The 16,441-nt window shown below is 63.8% G+C and carries 17 protein-coding genes; 13 read left to right on the top strand and 4 right to left on the bottom strand.

All coding sequences use genetic code 11. The features are described 5' to 3' along the window. Positions 1-380 precede the first annotated feature (380 nt). The 3 genes from JQ641_RS07235 to JQ641_RS07225 all read left to right on the top strand — a co-directional run bounded on the left by JQ641_RS07235 (position 381) and on the right by JQ641_RS07225 (position 3,033). Complete coding sequence (locus tag JQ641_RS07235; protein WP_211995325.1) at positions 381-1,316, top strand: hypothetical protein; 936 nt, start codon at positions 381-383, stop codon at positions 1,314-1,316. A 113-nt stretch (positions 1,317-1,429) separates the two neighbouring features. Further along, entirely contained in the window at positions 1,430-2,155 is a 726-nt protein-coding gene (pncA, locus tag JQ641_RS07230) for a bifunctional nicotinamidase/pyrazinamidase (RefSeq protein ID WP_211995324.1), read from the top strand. Positions 2,156-2,181: 26 nt separating this feature from the next. After that, positions 2,182-3,033, top strand: coding sequence for a helix-turn-helix domain-containing protein (locus JQ641_RS07225; RefSeq protein WP_211995323.1), 852 nt, complete (start codon positions 2,182-2,184; stop codon positions 3,031-3,033). Positions 3,034-3,054: 21 nt separating this feature from the next. Here JQ641_RS07225 and JQ641_RS07220 read toward each other — a convergent pair whose 3' ends face one another. Next, entirely contained in the window at positions 3,055-3,858 is an 804-nt protein-coding gene (locus tag JQ641_RS07220) for an APH(3'') family aminoglycoside O-phosphotransferase (protein WP_211995322.1), read from the bottom strand. 165 nt (positions 3,859-4,023) lie between these two features. Between JQ641_RS07220 and JQ641_RS07215 the strand changes: the two genes are divergently transcribed. Further along, the gene (locus tag JQ641_RS07215) at positions 4,024-4,452 is read left to right on the top strand and encodes a VOC family protein (protein ID WP_211995321.1); all 429 of its coding nucleotides are present in this window, start codon (positions 4,024-4,026) and stop codon (positions 4,450-4,452) included. A gap of 187 nt (positions 4,453-4,639) precedes the next feature. Here JQ641_RS07215 and grpE read toward each other — a convergent pair whose 3' ends face one another. Beyond that, positions 4,640-5,236, bottom strand: a complete 597-nt coding sequence (gene grpE, locus JQ641_RS07210; protein WP_211995320.1) for a nucleotide exchange factor GrpE — start codon at positions 5,234-5,236, stop codon at positions 4,640-4,642. Between the two features lie 183 nt (positions 5,237-5,419). Continuing rightward, positions 5,420-6,508: a heat-inducible transcriptional repressor HrcA gene (gene hrcA / locus JQ641_RS07205; protein ID WP_192736160.1), complete on the bottom strand. Its 1,089-nt coding sequence runs from the start codon at positions 6,506-6,508 to the stop codon at positions 5,420-5,422. 158 nt (positions 6,509-6,666) lie between these two features. Between hrcA and rph the strand changes: the two genes are divergently transcribed. The 5 genes from rph (at position 6,667) to JQ641_RS07180 (ending at position 11,366) form a co-directional block, all read left to right on the top strand. Then, on the top strand, positions 6,667-7,380 hold the full coding sequence (rph, locus tag JQ641_RS07200; RefSeq protein WP_192736159.1) for a ribonuclease PH: 714 nt from the start codon (positions 6,667-6,669) through the stop codon (positions 7,378-7,380). 11 nt (positions 7,381-7,391) lie between these two features. Beyond that, complete coding sequence (rdgB, locus tag JQ641_RS07195) at positions 7,392-8,021, top strand: RdgB/HAM1 family non-canonical purine NTP pyrophosphatase (RefSeq protein WP_211995319.1); 630 nt, start codon at positions 7,392-7,394, stop codon at positions 8,019-8,021. Then, the gene (gene hemW, locus JQ641_RS07190; RefSeq protein WP_249150256.1) at positions 8,014-9,195 is read left to right on the top strand and encodes a radical SAM family heme chaperone HemW; all 1,182 of its coding nucleotides are present in this window, start codon (positions 8,014-8,016) and stop codon (positions 9,193-9,195) included. The genes rdgB and hemW overlap by 8 nt, the downstream gene beginning before the upstream one ends. A 213-nt stretch (positions 9,196-9,408) precedes the next feature. After that, a complete protein-coding gene (locus JQ641_RS07185; protein WP_211995318.1) occupies positions 9,409-10,524 on the top strand; it encodes an aminotransferase class I/II-fold pyridoxal phosphate-dependent enzyme in 1,116 nt (371 codons plus the stop codon). After that, entirely contained in the window at positions 10,521-11,366 is an 846-nt protein-coding gene (locus JQ641_RS07180; RefSeq protein WP_211995317.1) for a hypothetical protein, read from the top strand. The genes JQ641_RS07185 and JQ641_RS07180 overlap by 4 nt, the downstream gene beginning before the upstream one ends. On the opposite strand, the gene JQ641_RS07175 is transcribed toward JQ641_RS07180, so the two are convergent. Continuing rightward, positions 11,363-12,577 carry a penicillin-binding protein activator gene (locus JQ641_RS07175; RefSeq protein ID WP_211995316.1) on the bottom strand — a complete coding sequence of 405 codons (1,215 nt, stop codon included), beginning with the start codon at positions 12,575-12,577 and terminating at the stop codon, positions 11,363-11,365. The two genes, JQ641_RS07180 and JQ641_RS07175, sit on opposite strands and share 4 nt — an antisense overlap. 366 nt (positions 12,578-12,943) lie before the next feature. On the opposite strand from JQ641_RS07175, the gene rsmI reads away from it, so the two are divergent. From rsmI to JQ641_RS07155, 4 genes are all read left to right on the top strand, one after another. After that, entirely contained in the window at positions 12,944-13,903 is a 960-nt protein-coding gene (gene rsmI, locus JQ641_RS07170; protein WP_211995315.1) for a 16S rRNA (cytidine(1402)-2'-O)-methyltransferase, read from the top strand. Continuing rightward, the gene (locus JQ641_RS07165) at positions 13,890-14,303 is read left to right on the top strand and encodes a YraN family protein (RefSeq protein WP_211995314.1); all 414 of its coding nucleotides are present in this window, start codon (positions 13,890-13,892) and stop codon (positions 14,301-14,303) included. The genes rsmI and JQ641_RS07165 overlap by 14 nt, the downstream gene beginning before the upstream one ends. Positions 14,304-14,339: 36 nt before the next feature. Further along, entirely contained in the window at positions 14,340-15,287 is a 948-nt protein-coding gene (gshB, locus tag JQ641_RS07160; RefSeq protein WP_211995313.1) for a glutathione synthase, read from the top strand. A gap of 156 nt (positions 15,288-15,443) precedes the next feature. Beyond that, positions 15,444-16,415 (top strand): MBL fold metallo-hydrolase, encoded by a 972-nt coding sequence (locus tag JQ641_RS07155; protein WP_211995312.1) that lies wholly within the window; start codon positions 15,444-15,446, stop codon positions 16,413-16,415. Positions 16,416-16,441 lie beyond the last annotated feature (26 nt).

The following is a 16,441-nucleotide window of genomic DNA, read 5'->3' as shown; positions in this document are numbered from 1 at the left end:
ATTGTGTCAGCTCAGGGCAAGTCAAGGTTCAGGCCGCAAGCCGTGTTAACAAATCGGCAAGGAGGTGAGCGCGCACTCATCACCACGTCCGAAAATCAGCCCGGTTCATGATCGCCGCCAGCGCGGTATTTGGCCGCTGCGTGGACCTGACCGGCGGTCCGCCACGCCGCCGAAATTGCCCGAAAACGTTTCGTGAGCGGGCGATATCGCGCGAAAATCCGGTGTTTCGGATCACGATGAGGGAACGGACGCCGCCCCTGCCCTGTTGCAGGGACATCAAAACCGCTAAAAGCGGGCCGACTGAACCCACGCCCTCGAACCCTTGAGGGCTGCGCTGGCCGACCATTGAGCCGCCTCAAAGTAAACCCGGTAGACCCTTCATGAAGCCTGTTCGATACCTCGCTGCGTTTGTCCTTACCATCGCCGCGACCTGCGCCGCGCTCGCCGCCGACCCGGTTTTTCCGCCAGGCGCGCGGGTCGGCATGACGCCGCTGGTCGGCCTCGTCAAAGCCAGATCATTCGTCGGCTTCGAGACCGAGGATCAGGGCGTCAAGGTGCTGGTGGCGGACCTGCCCGCCGAGGCCTATGGCGAGGTCGCCAATGCTTTCAAGGCAAATCCCGGCGGCACCGGCGGCATCAAGCCGGAGAGCATCGAGACGGCGGCGGGGCTCGCTTATTACACCGCCGAGAACGCCAAGGACGGCGCCACCAATGTCCGGCGCTACTCGATGATCGTGCCGGGTCCGACCTTCTCCGGCTACGTCGCCGTGCAGGTGCCGGAGAACGCTTCCAGGATCTACACCGATGACGCCATCCGCCAGATGTTCGCATCTGCCGTGATCCGGAACGAAGTCCCGGTCGATGAGCAACTCGGCCTGATGCCGTTCAGGATGTCCGAACTCAGCAATTTCAAGACGGTCCGCACGCTGGCGCCGGGCGCGGCCCTGATCATTGCCGATGGCGACGAAAAAAGCGGTTTTGAAACCGCGCCCTTCATGATCGTCGGCCTGGTTGGATCGGCGCCCGCGCAGCCCGACGACCGCGGTCGTTTTGCCCAGCAGATGGCGACGACGATTCCCGGCGTACGCGACGGGCGGATCACGATGTCGGAGGCGGTCCGCATCGACGGCCAGCCCGGATACGAAACCCGCATCGAAGCCACCAGCGGCAAGGACAATACGCCGGTGACGATCGTGCAATGGTTGCGGTTCGGCGGCCAGAATTCGCTGCGCATCATCGGCAGCTCGCCGCGCGACGGCTGGACCACCGCGTTCACGCGTTTCCGCGCCGTGCGTGACGGAATTCGCCCGCGCTAAACATGACCCGTCCGGTGCCGAAGATTCAGCCGCACGCCGCCGCCTAAAGCCGCTTTACGCTCTGCCTGCGACCTGATTTGCTGGTGTTGACCTCTTTGACAGGGAGATGCACCATGTTTCATCGCAGGCAAATTCTCGCGGGCTTTGGCAAAACGTTGGGCACGGCGGCAATGGCGACCATTCTTTCGAAGGCAGCTTTGGCCGCATCGATCAAACCCGACAATGCGTCGGCGTTGCTGGTGATCGACGTTCAGAACTGCTTCCTGCCGGGCGGCAGCCTTGCGGTGAAAGATGGCGACCAGGTCGTTCCCGTCATCAACCGCATCGCCAAGAGTTTTGCCAACGTCGTGCTCACGCAGGACTGGCACACCGCTAGCCATGTCTCGTTCGCCACCACGCATTCCGGCAAGAAGCCGTTCGAGACGATCGACCTGCCCTACGGCAAGCAGGTGCTGTGGCCCGACCACTGCGTGCAGGGCACCGAAGGCGCGGCGTTGTCAAAGGACCTCTCGATCGCCCATGCCGGCCTCGTCATCCGCAAGGGTTCCAACAAGGACGTCGACAGCTATTCGGCCTTCACCGAAGCCGATGGCAACACCACGACGGGGCTTGCCGCCTATTTGAAGGCGCGCAAGGTGGAACGCGTGTTCCTCGCGGGCCTCGCTACTGATTTTTGCGTGGCATGGAGCGCGCTCGACGCCCGCAAGGCCGGCTTTGAAACCTATGTCGTCGAAGACGCCTGCCGCGGCATCGATACCCAGGGCTCGCTCGCGAAAGCCTGGGCAGATATGGGCGCAGCCGGCGTCAAGCGCATCCAGTCCAGCGACATCGCAGCATAAAACATTCTCGCGCGCGGAGAGCGGCGATGCCGGATCTAGGCGCACCCCTCGCGTTCGAGATGATCCGCCGTGCACCCTCACAGCGCACGGCGGGCCTGATCACGGGAATGACGGGTTACCGCGAGCATGCGCTTGGCCGGTTTTCGCAGCGTGAAGCCGCGCATCTGATTGTGCCGCTGATCATCAGCCTCGGCAGCCCGTTCCTGATCGCGCTCGCCCGGGAGCCCGATGCGGCCGACCGCCAGCCCAGCTTCGCCGCGGGCCTCTACGCCGGGCCTGTTCATATCGGGTCCGATGGCGGGGCGGAATGCGTCCAGGTCGATTTCACGCCGCTCGGCGCTTATCGCTTCTTCGGCGGCGCCGTTGTCGATCTCGTCGCGCGAATGGTCGATATGTCGGACGTGCTGGGCCGCGAGGGGCGCGACTTGCGCGAACGGCTGGGCGCGACGTCCGGATGGCAACGTCGCTTCGACCTGGTCGAGGATTTTGTCGCCGATCGCGCCTGCCATGCAGCTTCACCCGAAATCGAATTCGCCTATCACCGGCTGGCGCGCAGCCGGGGAGGCGTGCGGATTGCCGCGCTCGCACAGGACATCGGCTGGAGCCGCAAGCATCTGGTCAACCGCTTTCGTTCCGAACTCGGACTGGCGCCGAAACCGATTGCCCGCCTGATGCGCTTCCATGAGGCTTGCCGGCTGGCGCGAACGGAAACCCGCGGCGGCTGGGCCGGGATTGCCGCCGAGACCGGCTACGCCGATCAGGCCCATCTCGTCCGTGAATTTTCCGCCCTCGCCGGCGAGACGCCGACGGCCTGGGCGCGGCGGCTGGCGCTGATCGACAGCCGCCTGACGCGGCCGAGCGAAGCGCTGGATGCCTAGAGCCTGATCTGGAAAGTGGGCTTAGGCCCAGGTCAGCGGATCGAGCTTGAGGTAAAAGGCGAGCCGCTCCCTGTCCGGTGCCCGGACCCCAAGGGTGTCGAACAGGATCGCGAAGGCCTGCGCCTCATCCTCTCGCGACTCCCAGCTTTCGCGCGCATTGGCCAGCATCAGCGTGAGATCGACGTAGCGATCGGCCGTTCCGAGGCGGCCCAGATCGATCACGCCGGTGCATTGGAAGGTCTTCGGGTCGACCATGATGTTCGGCATGCAGGCATCGCCGTGACAGACCGCGCGGCCAGTCGCTTCCTGCTGGAGCCGGATTGGCAGCTCATCGGCAATTTTCGCCAGCAGCATTGCTGCCGGAACGCTCTGGTCGTCCTCCGACAGAAACTCTGGATTGACGGCATTGCGGGCGACGACATCCGCAGCACGATCGAACATGAGCGACAAGCCACGATCGAACGGGCAACGGTCGACCGCAAGCTCGTGGAGAGTTCCTATCTGGCGCGCGATCGATGGCCAGGCCTTGAGCAGATCGGCTCCCGAGAGTTCGCTCGCCGGAGTGCCCGGGACAGTACTCATCTCCAGGCGTGAACCGGCCTCGGCTTCGCGCCAGTCGACAACCTCGGGGCTGGCGAAGCCCTGCCCTTTGAGCCAGGCCAGCCGGTCGCGCTCGCCGATGAGGTCCGTTGAACGTTCGGCCGGCGCTATCTTGGCGTAGACGAGGCCATCCTCCCGCCGATAGATGCGATCGCCCGATTCTCCGGTCCTGACAGGAACCCAATCAAAGCGCCGGCGGTCTAGCAACGCGTAAGCCCAGTCCAACTGCGGCTCTCCCTCGATCGGTCGTGCTCCAAATGGATGCTTGCTGCAGCCGGGGCATCCAGGTCGCGGAGCTTCGTCGCGGCGCCCCCTGGTAACAAATCTTCAAGCAGGGGACGCAGCGCCTGCTGCATAATCGGCGCCGCCGCCATCATCAAGGAGTTTGCCGTGACCAATAGCAATGACGCGCAGCGCATCTATCCGACGATGCGCTGCAGGGATGCCGAGGCGATGATCCGCTGGCTCAAGGACGTGCTTGGTTTCACCGAGCATGTCGTTTACCGCACCGACGGCGTGGTACAGCACGCGCAACTTGCCTGCGGCGCTTCGCTGCTGATGCTCGGCCAGGCCCGCGACGATGAATACGGCAGACTGGTTGGCGACATCTCTGGCCGCCGCACCGACGCGCTTTATGTCGCCGTCGAGGATCCCGACGCGCTGTGCGCCAAGGTAAAGGCCTCAGGCGCGAAAATCGAAATGGAACTGCACAACACCGACTACGGCAGCCGCGATTTCGCCTGCCGGGATCCCGAAGGCAACCTCTGGAGTTTTGGCACCTACTGGCCCAAGGCGCATGAGAAGCCGATGGACGCGTAGGTCCTGGTCGGCGCCGGGCGACTCCAAGACCCTCATGGTGAGGAGCGCGTCTTCGCGCGTCTCGAACCATGTGGCCCGACTGGGGCCTGCATCCTTCGAGACACCGCTTCGCGGCTCCCTCGGTGAGCGCTAATGCGCTCATCCGGGGATGAGGAGCTAACATAGAGCGATTTACGCTGCGTCCGCCTCAGGTCGTAATGTCGGCGGCAGGCGCCGCCTTGGCGCCGCCCTTGGACACGCCGACCAGCGCCGGACGCAGCACGCGCTCGCCGATCATGAAGCCGGCCTGCACCACCTGCACCACGGTGCCTGCCGGCACCGACGTGTCAGGGACTTCGTACATCGCCTGCTGGAAGTTCGGATTGAACTTTTCGCCGGACGGATCGAACTTCTTGACGCCGTTTTTCTCCAGCGTGTTGAGCAGCGACCGCTCGGTCAGCTCGACGCCTTCGATGAACGCCTTCAGCGCCGGGTCGGCCGAGGCCTTCATTTCCTCGGGAACCGCATCCAGCGCGCGTTGCAGATTGTCGGCGATGTCGAGAATGTCGCGCGCGAAGCCGGTGATGCCGTAAGCCCGCGCATCGGCAACTTCCTTGGCGGTGCGTTTGCGCAGATTTTCCATCTCCGCCAGCGTGCGCAGCATCTTGTCGCGCGCTTCAGCCGCTTCCTTCGTCAACGCCTCGACCGATCCTTCTTCGGGATCATCAGGCATGATGTAGGGCTTTGAGACCACGGGCTCGCTCGGCGCCGCCGCGTCATCATTCGGCCGGTTGGGATCGGTCATAAGTCTGCCTTCTCAAAAGAACCGTTCGGTTAAATGGGGATTTGCTGCCCGGGATATCGTGCTTTAGCGGGCGAAAATCAAGCGTTCCATGGCGTTTTCGAGCGATGCCTGATCCGGGGTGGGCCGGGGTTGGCGCCAAGAAGGGCAGTCAAAACAACAAAGCGAAGCTTTTTTCGGGCCGGATCAACCACCGAGCATGCGGCTGACGATGCGCGCGGCATAGTCCACCGTCGGAATCACCCTTGCATAGTTGAGCCGCGTCGGCCCGATCACGCCGAGCACCCCAACGATGCGGCCGGCGGCGTCGCTATAGGGCGCGATGATGGTGGAGGAACCGGACAGCGAGAATAGCTTGTTCTCCGATCCGATGAAGATCCGCACGCCCTCGGCACGCTCGGCACGACCGAGCAGATCGATGACGCCGCGCTTGGTCTCGAGATCGTCGAACAGCGATTTCACGCGCTCCAGATCTTCCAGCGCATGCAGATCCTCGAGCAGATTGGCGTGACCGCGCACGATCAATTGGCGGTCCTCGCTTTCGCCGCCGGACCAGCTCGCAATGCCGGCCGCGATGATCTTCTGCGTCAGCTGATCGAGTTCGGCGCGGCTTTGCGTCAGCGCGGTTTCGAGTTCGAGGCGCGATTCGGCAAGCGTACGGCCGCGAATCCGGGAATTGAGGAAATTGCTGGCTTCCGTCAGCGCCGATGAGGGAACGCCGGGCGGCAGGGTCAGCACGCGGTTTTCGACCTGGCCGTCTTCGCTGACCAGCACCACCAGCGCGCGTTCCGGCTCCAGCCGCACGAATTCGATGTGCTTCAGCCGCGAATTGGATTTCGCTGTCAGCACCACCGCAGCAGCGCGGGTCAGGCCCGACAACCGCGTCAGGGCTTCGCCGAGCGCCGCCTCGACCGATTGCGCGCGGCCGACGGAGGCAAGCTGGGTCTGGATCGACTGCCGCTCGTCTTCGGTGAGATCGCCGACCTGCATCAGGGCGTCGACGAAGAAACGCAGGCCGAGTTCCGTGGGCAGACGGCCGGCCGAGGTATGCGGCGCGTAGATCAGGCCGAGCTGTTCGAGGTCCGACATCACATTCCGCACCGAGGCCGGCGACAGCGGCATCGCGATCAGGCGCGAAATGTTGCGCGAACCGACCGGCTCGCCGGTAGCGAGATAACTCTCGACGATTTGACGAAAAATGTCGCGCGAACGCTCATTGAGCTGGGCCAGCCCGGCATTCGGCGCAATCAGGCCAATCGGATCGTGGTGGGCCACCAATTACTCCCTCGACTTGACCTCTAATCTGTCTATCCGGAGGGCCGGTGACAAGCACGCATTATACCCCAAAGAGGTACCAAAGGCCTTGCCGCTGCCCGCTCCCCCTCCTACAAGCACCGCGAACCGCTTTTGCTTGATTTTTCGGAGGATTTCCCATGCGGCCAAGCCGCCGTGCGCCCGATGAGCTGCGCCCCGTGTCGCTGGAACGCGGCGTCGTCAAATACGCCGAAGGTTCCTGCATGGTGAAATTCGGCGATACCCATGTGCTGGTCACGGCCACGCTGGAAGAGCGCCTGCCGCCATGGCTCAAGGGTCAGGGCCGCGGCTGGGTCACCGCTGAATACGGCATGCTGCCCCGCGCCACCCTGGAACGCACCCGCCGCGAGGCCGCGGCCGGCAAGCAGGGCGGCCGCACCGTCGAAATCCAGCGCCTGATCGGGCGCTCCTTGCGTGCGGCGGTCGACCTCGAAGCGCTTGGCGAGCGGCAGATCACGGTCGATTGCGACGTGATCCAGGCCGATGGCGGCACCCGCACTGCCTCGATAACAGGCGCCTGGGTGGCGCTGGCCGACTGCATCTCGTGGATGAAGAACCGCAACATGTTGAAAGCCAATGTGCTCCGCGACAATGTCGCGGCGATCTCCTGCGGCATCTATCAGGGAACACCGGTGCTGGACCTTGATTACGCCGAGGATTCCGAGGCCGATACCGACGCCAATTTCGTCATGACCGGCGACGGCCGCATCATCGAGGTGCAGGGCACCGCGGAGAAAACGCCGTTCTCGCAGGACGAGTTCCTGGCGCTGATGGCGCTGGCGCGCAAGGGCGTCGCGCGTCTGGTGGACTTGCAAAAGATGGCCGTCGCGTAGTCTGATTGATCATGCACCGTCGAATCACAGGCCGCCTCGTGATCGCGACCCACAATCCCGGCAAGCTTGCCGAGATGCGCGAATTGCTGGCGCCGCATGGCGTCGAGGCGATCTCCGCGGGCGAACTCGGCCTCGATGAGCCCGAGGAGACCGGCGAGACGTTTCGGGCTAATGCCGCGATCAAGGCGATCGCGGCCGCGAAAGCCGCGCAGCTTCCGGCCTTCGCCGATGATTCCGGCCTCGTGGTAGATGCGCTGGACGGCGCACCCGGAATCTATTCGGCGCGCTGGGCCGGCAAACCTGCGGATTTTCTGGCGGCGATGACGCGGGTCGAACGCCTGTTGCAGGAGCGCGGCGCCAAAACGCCAGACAGACGCAAGGCGCATTTCGTGTCCGCGCTGTGCGTCGCCTGGCCCGACGGCCACGTCGAAGAGGTCGAGGCGCGGGTCGATGGAACCCTGGTGTGGCCACCGCGCGGCACCGAGGGTTTCGGTTACGATCCCTCGTTCCTGCCCGATGGACACGGCCGCACCTTTGGCGAGATGGCCAGCATCGAGAAGCACGGCCTGCCGCCGCTGGGGCTCGGCCTGTCGCATCGCGCCCGCGCCTTCGTCAAACTGGCGGAGATCTGCCTTGGCTAGCTTCGAGCGCCCCGAGATCCTCAAGACCGGCAAAGCGGCTTTCGGCGTTTATGTGCACTGGCCATTCTGCCTGTCGAAATGCCCGTATTGCGATTTCAACAGCCATGTCCGCCACGCCCCGATCGACGAGGCGCGGTTCGTCAGTGCCTTTGCGCGCGAGATCGAAACATCCGCCGAGCGCGCGCCGGGACGCGAGGTGACCTCGATCTTCCTTGGCGGCGGCACGCCGTCGCTGATGCAGCCGCAGACCGTGGGCGCGATCCTGGATGCAATCGGCAAGCACTGGCGCGTCGCTGGTGATGTCGAAGTGACGCTGGAGGCCAACCCCACCAGCGTCGAGGCGACGCGGTTTCGCGGCTATCGCGCGGCCGGCGTCAACCGGGTGTCGCTCGGCGTGCAGGCGCTGGACGATGCGTCATTGAAAGCATTGGGCCGCCTGCACAGCGCGCGCGAGGCGCTGGATGCGGTGGCGATCGCGCGGCAATCCTTCGACCGTTACTCGTTCGACCTGATCTACGCCCGCCCCGACCAGACGCCGCAGATGTGGGCCGACGAACTGAAGCTGGCGATTTCGGAAGCCGCTGAACATCTGTCGCTCTATCAGCTCACGATCGAGGAAGGCACACCGTTCTTCGGACTGCACGCCGCAGGAAAATTGAAGACGCCGGATGAGGCCGTTGCCCGTGCGCTCTATGACGTGACGCAGGATGTTTGCGCCGCGCAGGGTCTTCCTTCCTACGAGATTTCCAACCACGCGCGGCCGGGCGCGGAGTGCAAACACAATCTCGTCTATTGGCGCGGCGAGGAATATGCCGGCATCGGCCCAGGCGCGCATGGCCGCCTCGACATCGATGGCGAAAGACACGCGATCGCGACCGAAAAACGTCCCGAGGCCTGGCTGATGCGGGTCGAGACCAACGGTCACGGTTTTATTACCGACGATGTCCTCAACTCGGAAGAACGCGCCGACGAATTTTTGCTGATGGGGTTGCGGCTTGCGGAAGGCATCGACCCCAAGCGCTACGCCGCGCTGTCGGGCCGCACCCTCGATCCCGGCCGGATCGCCGTGCTGCGCGAAGAAGGCGCGATCATCGTCGACACCGATGGAAGGCTGCGGGTGACGCAGGCCGGTTTTCCGGTGCTTGATGCGGTTGTCGCGGATCTCGCGGCGTAAATTCTCTCGCGTCGCAGACGGCTTTCTCTAACAACAACGGCCGCGGAGTATGGGTCCCCCGATGTGCAATTGCACATCTGAGCTCAAGGCCGGGACGACGTGTGGAGAGAGCTCGCCGCGTAACGGTTTGATAAGGCAATGCACAGGGATTTGGGCGGCGCCCGCCCCGCTGTGGTACATTGCGCTGAAAGATTTACCCCAACCGCCATTTGCATGACGATCGTGAACGACCGGACCATCACCCCGCCGATCCATGATCCCGAGCTCGACCGCCGCGTTAAGAGCGCCGGCGCGAGCAAGACGGTTTATGCGCTGGTCACATCAGAGACCGAGGCCGCCAAGAATCTCATTTTCGGCAATGCCGTCGCCGGCCCCGACGCTGCGCGGCGTCATCATCTCGAACAATTCCGCGACGCCTGGACCGGCAAGCAGTTCGCCTCGCATGAAGCCTTCATCGAACGCTGGATGAGTTGGGCGGCGCCCGTGGTCGCGATCGATGCGGCCGGTTTTCCCTGGCGCTATCCGACCGCCGGCGGCAGCGAGGCGCTGTTTCACGTCATCACCGCCTACGGCAATCGCGCCCGCGTCGAAAAATTCAATCCCGAGGTGCACGTCTTCGCCGGCGAGTATGAGGGCTACAAGGCCTATGCCGAAGCCTGCGGGATCGCCGTGATCGAGCATCCGCGTAGCCAATGGCAGGCGATCGGCCGCACGCTGCCCACAGATGCCCTGTTCTGCCTGAGCCAGCCGTCGGCGATCGACGGCAATGTCTGGCCGCACGCCAATGATTTTCTGGCGCTGCTCGCCGCCGCCGAAAAACCCCGTGTGCTGCTCGACGTCACCTATGTCGGCTCGATTGCCGAACCGCCTACCGCAAAAATTGCCGCCGACAGTCCGGCGGTGCAGGCGCTGGCCTTCAGCCTGTCAAAACCGTTCGGGGTCTATTACGACCGCATCGGTGGCGTGATCTGCCGTCACGCCATGCCGAGCCTGTTCGGCAATCAATGGTTCAAGAATCTCACCTCGCTGCAGCTCGGCTTGACCTTGCTGGAACGTCACGACGTGTTCGAGCTGCCGCGCCGCTACAAAACCGTTCAGCGCGAAGCGGCCATTCAAGTCGGCCAACGCCTCGGGCTGACGCTCCTACCCTGCGACGTCACCGTGCTCGCCCAAGCAGAAGCAAACGCCACCACCGACCGCGCGCTTGCGGATTTCCTGCGTCGCCCGGCCGGAGATCCCGATGCACGTTTGCGGCTGTGCCTGACGCCAACGATGGCCGAAATGATCGGCACCGCCGGGCCCATCGCCGCCCCTGGAGGCGCGTCGTGAAAAACCTGGTCGTCCTGACGGATGTAAAAGAGATTCACCGCCACGTTCACGGTCTGTGGCGCAGCGCGCCGATCCGTGCTTCCCACACTGATGGCGGATTCATCCACGACATCGTCGAGCAGTTCGCGAGTCTGCCGCGGCTGTTCTGCGACTCCACCGACGACCGATTGGAACGCGCGCATTTCTGCTCCTGGTGGGGCGTCACAATGAACCGCACTTACGACAATCCCGCGATCGAGGACCTCTACCGATTGCATGAGATGTTCCACGCGGCGTTCATGCCCTACTTTCCCGGCATCGGTTTCGATGCCTTCCACCGCAAGATGGAAGACAATGAACTGAAGGCCAGCGTCTGTTCGGAAATCCGCGTCTATTTCGAACTGCCGCATTTGCGCGACCAGGCCTTTGCGCATCCGATCTATGCGGACCGCTATTTGTCCGATCCTGCGATGCAGACGCTGTGGGCCAGGAACAAACCCGTTGCGATCGAAACGCTGCAGGAAGCGCGGCGCGACGTGATGTTTTCAAAACCCGAACACGAGATGGATTTGACGGAGCGCTGGATCCGCCGCTTCGCGCTGCAGAACCGTCAATGGTCGACCTGCTGGTACGATCGCTATCTGGAGATCGAGAGCCACATGTTCGAATTCCAGATCAGGGCGTTGCGCGGTGATCGCTCGGGCGCGATCGCACATCATGCGGCATGGATCGAGGCGCAGGCCAGTCAGGATGCCGACGACCACATCCCCTACCGCCAGGAAGCGGCGCTGTTCGCCAACATCTATTGGAGCAACCGGCGCCGTTACGAGGCGGAATTCGCGAACGCGAAAGCGGCTAATTAAGCCCCAAAACTCTTCGGCGAGCCCGCAACCGGCGTGCCGCCGCCTTGCGCCACCTTCATGACCGCAAGCCCGCGTTCGTTGCTGCCGTCGGAGCGGAACCGGAACAGCCCGTCGATGCCGGCAAAGCCCGACGGATTGGTCAGCGTTTCCGGCGCGAAACGTTGCGGACCTTGTGTGCGCGACAAGGCGGCGACCAGCGCAACGGCGTCATAGGCCAGCGTCGCGGTGCGCACCGGCTCGCCGCCATATTTGGTGCGGTAGCGGCCGGCGAAACTTCGAAAACCCGACGGATCAGGTGCCGCGTAGAGACCGCCCTGCAGCGCCGGGCTCGCGAACACCCGCGGATTGTCCCACAGGCCGGTGCCGAGCAACTGGATGTTGCGCAAATTCACGCCCGCCGCGGTGAGCGCATCGGCCGTCGCCACCACCGAATCGCCGTCATCGGCCATGAACAGCGCATCGGCCTGGCCGAGCGACTGCGAGACGGTACGCACGGCGGCCGAGCGGTCGGCGCCATATTTTTCGAACGCGACGATGCGGCCCTTGCGCGCCGCCGCCTGCTTGAAGGCGGCCTCCACGACATTGCCATAGGCGTTGTCGGGCAGCAGCGCCGCAAAGGATTTCTTGCCGATGCCGGCTGAGTAATCGACGATGCGGTTGACGTCGGATTCCGGCAGGAAGCTGAGCAGATAGACGCCGCGTCCGGCCACGCTGGAATCGGTCGAGAACGCAATCACGGACACGCCCTTCGCGCGCGTCTGCTGCGCGACCGCGGGAACCGACTGCGCAAACAGTGGGCCGAGGATGATCTCCGCGCCTTCACCGAGCGCCTGCTGGGTGGCCTGGCTGGCGCCTTGCGGGCTGCCGCCGTCGTCCTTGATCAGAAGCTGGATGTTGGGATTCTGGAACTCGGCCAGCGCCAATTCGGCGGCGTTCTTCATCGACTGCGCGGCGACACCGGCATTGCCGGCGGCCGAGAGCGGCAGGATCAGGCCGACCTTGACCTGCCCGGTGCCGACCGCGAGCGGTTGCTGCTGCGGCCCTGCGGGCCCGGCCTCGGGTTGCGGCGAGGAGAACGGGTTGGAAAACTGGCCAAAGCTCTGCTGCACGCTGGAGCAGGCGCCAAGCAGCGGCGCGCCGAGAATAAGGCCGACCGCCGTCCGCCGGGTTGCCCCTGACGGCTGAGGTTTGCGAATGAGCGGGCCCACCATCTTATCTCTTCTCTTGACCGACCTTGATCGGCCAGTCCTTGAACCTCAAGGACTTAAACCCAAAGGACCTGAACCTTAAGGCTCCAACCTCCGGAATAAAGGCGGGCGGATTCAGGCATATTGTCGGCGAATAGTTAACCAAAACAAAAGGATTATGGTCCCGCGGCCCCGTCGCCGGTTGCGGATACCTGCCCCCTTCCCGTCATGCGTAGCACCAACGTTGCCACCGCGCTGTGGCGCTGGCGCTACTCCCACTGTGTTCCGGTTCTGATCTTATCAGAACCGGAACACCCGGTCTTTGTATTGACGCGTTTTCTTCACGCGAACCGGTATCCACTTCGCTCGAAAACGCTCTAGATTGGTATGATGCGCGCAAAAACCAGCTCCAACTACGGGTCTGAAGCCGAACCGGGTTCCGTGATCAGGACATTTTCGATTGGCGGCCACGTCCTGACCGCCCCAAAGCCGGTTCCCGGGCTCTATCTGGTAGCCACCCCGATCGGCCACCTCGGCGACATCACGTTGCGTGCGCTTGAAACCCTGGCCGGCGTCGACATCATCGCCTGCGAAGACACCCGCATCACCCGCCGGCTGACCGAGCGCTACGCGATCTCAGGCTTGCTCAAGCAATATCACGAGCACAACGCCGCGATGGCGCGGCCAAAGATCCTGGAAAAGCTGGCGCAGGGCGCCTCGATCGCGCTGGTCTCGGACGCCGGCACGCCCTTGATATCAGATCCCGGCTTCAAGCTGGTGCGCGAGGTATGCGCCGCCGGCCATACCGTGATCGCGGTGCCGGGCGCCTCCTCGGTGCTGACGGCGCTCTCGGTGGCAGCACTGCCCACCGACCGGTTTTTCTTCGAGGGATTTTTGCCCGCCAAGCAGCAGGCCCGCCGCACGCGGCTGGCAGAGCTTGCGCGGATCGATGCCACGCTTGTGATGTTCGAATCCGGCAACCGTATCGCCGACACGCTGGGCGATCTTGCCGGGATCATGGCCGAGCGGGATGCCGCGATCTGCCGCGAACTGACAAAACTGCATGAGGAAATTTTGCGCGCGCCGGTCGCCGAACTGGCGAAGCTCGCCGATACGCTGGAAACCCGCGGCGAGTTCGTGCTGGTCGTCGGCCCGCCCCGGGCGGATGCGCTTGTCATGACCGAGGCTGATCTCGACGACCTGCTGCGGTCATCGCTTGGGCAGGACAGCGTCAAGGATGCGGTCGCCCATGCCGTTGAATTGTCCGGCCGGCCGCGCCGCGAGGTCTATGCCCGCGCGCTCGAGCTTGCGAAAGAAATTCGGGATGGAGAGGACGATGGCGAAGACTGACGGCGCCACGCCGCCCGACCCTTCCACAAAACTCGCCGCGCCCGAGCGGGTCGCGGCGTTCCAGACCGGGCTTTCGGCCGAGACCCGCGCCGCCGCGTTCCTGATGGCCAAGGGCTACCGCATTCTCGCCAAGCGTTTCAAAACCCCCTATGGCGAGATCGATCTCGTCGTCAAAAAGCGCAATCTGATCGCCTTCATCGAGGTCAAGGCGCGAGCCCGGCTCGACGACGCCGCCTATGCGGTGACGCCGCGCCAGCAGGCCCGCATCATCGATGCCGCGCAGGCCTGGCTGATGGCGCATCCCGAACATGCCGAATTCGAGCTGCGATTCGACGCCATCCTGATTGCGCCGCGGCGTTTGCCACGCCATCTGTTAGCGGCATTCGACGCCAGCGTATAAGTATAAATAGACCCCTCCAGAGACCCGGATCGTCCCATGAAATTGAATGTCGCCGTCCAGATGGACCCCATCGCGCGTATCAACATCCGCGGCGATTCGACCTTTGCCCTGATGCTGGAAGCGCAGAAGCGCGGCCATGGACTGTTCTATTTCACGCCGGACCAGCTCTCGCTGCGCGGCGAGGAACTGGTGGCGCCGGTGCAGCTGGTGACCGTGCGCGACGAGCCCGGCAACCATTTCACCCTCGGTGATCCCAAGCGCACGGCGCTGAACGGCTTCGACGTCATCCTGCTGCGGCAGGAGCCGCCGTTCGATATCGCCTACATCACCTCGACGCATCTCCTGGAACGAATCCATCCCAAGACGCTGGTCGTCAACGATCCCGCCAGCGTGCGCAACGCGCCGGAAAAGATGTTCGTGCTGAACTTTCCGCAGCTGATGCCGCCGACGCTGATCTCGCGCGACCTCGACGAAATCAATTCGTTCCGCGACGAGCATGGCGCGGTGGTCATGAAGCCGCTGCACGGCCATGGCGGCGCGGCGGTGTTTCGCGTGATGCCGCAGGACATGAATTTCGGCTCGCTGTTCGACATGTTTTCCGTCACCTTCCGCGAGCCCTGGGTGATCCAGCGCTTCCTCCCCGAGGTCAAGCACGGCGACAAGCGCATCATCCTGGTCGACGGCGAATTCTCCGGCGCCGTCAACCGCGTGCCGGCCGCCGACGATCTGCGCTCCAACATGGTGCGCGGCGGCGCCGCTGAGGCCACCGACCTTACCCCGCGCGAGCGCGAAATCTGCGCCACGCTCGGCCCGGCGCTGCGCGAGCGCGGCCTGCTGTTCGTCGGCATCGACGTGATCGATGGCAACCTGACCGAGATCAACGTGACCTGCCCGACCGGCATTCGCGCCATTGCACGGCTCAACGGGCCTGACGTCGCTGCAAAGGTTTGGGACACCATTGAGGCGAAGCGATCCCAGAAGTAATTTTCTTCGCGCGGTTGTCCGCCTGCACATCTCGTCTGCACGCCTGTTAGGCGTCTAATCCTACTTGCCAATTTCAGGGCGCGGGAGCAGCCTGTAACCGCGGATGAATCTGTCCGGGCGGCAACGCCAAATTCCATAAAAAGTGGAGGAAGACCCATGACGATGGACGTATCGCGACGGTCCCTGCTTGCTCTCGGTGCGGGGCTCGGCGCCTCGACCATGCTCGGGGGCAGCGCGCTAGCGAAAGCACCCAAGCTCGGCACGCAGACGCCCTACTGGCACCGCTTCGTTCTCGGTGACGCCGAGGTAACCGTGGTCTCCGACGGCCCGCTGCCGCTCGGCCCGCCAAAGGGCACCTTCGTCGGCGTGTCCGACGACGAAGTGAAGAAGATGCTGACCGAGAACTTCCTCGACCCCGAAAATGTCGTGCTCGAGCAGAACTCGCCGATCGTCAACACCGGCGACAAGCTGATCCTGTTCGATACCGGCATGGGCACTTCGAAAGCGTTCGGCCCGACCACCGGCCGCCAGCAGAAGAGCATGGCGGAAGCCGGCATCAAGCCCGGCGATATCGACGCCGTGGTGTGCTCGCACGCCCATATCGACCACATCGGCGGCCTCGTCGGCGCCGACGACAAGCCGCTATTCCCCAACGCGCAGGTCTACATCACCCAGAGCGATTTCGATTTCTGGACCGATGAAGGCAAGCTCGGCAGTCCGCTGAAGGATTTTGTGATTCATGCCCGCAAGAATTTGATGCCGGTGCGCGATCGCATCGTCTTCATCAAGGACAACCAGGAATTCCTGCCCGGCGTGACCGCGATCGCGGCGCCCGGCCACACGGTGGGACACACCATCTTCATGGTGAATTCGAAAGGCAAATCCTTTGCCTTCCTCGGTGACCTCACCCACCACCCGATACTGCTTCTGGAAAAACCGCGGATGCAATTCTCCTACGACTCGGATCCGAAGCAGGCGGCGGACACACGCGTTAAACTGCTCGACATGATCGCGGCCAACAAGACCCCGGTCATGTCCTATCACTTCGCCTGGCCCGGCTTTGGTCACATCGGCAAGACCAGCGAAGGTTTCCATTACTATCCGTCGGCGATGGTGATGAACCTCTGAGCCGGAGAAGCGTTCGGGGGCGCGCT

This window comes from Bradyrhizobium sp. JYMT SZCCT0180 (genome assembly GCF_018130165.1).
Taxonomy (GTDB): Bacteria; Pseudomonadota; Alphaproteobacteria; order Rhizobiales; family Xanthobacteraceae; genus Bradyrhizobium.
The sequence above is the reverse complement of the archived record's forward strand: the minus strand, read 5'-3'. Positions and strand labels throughout refer to the sequence as shown.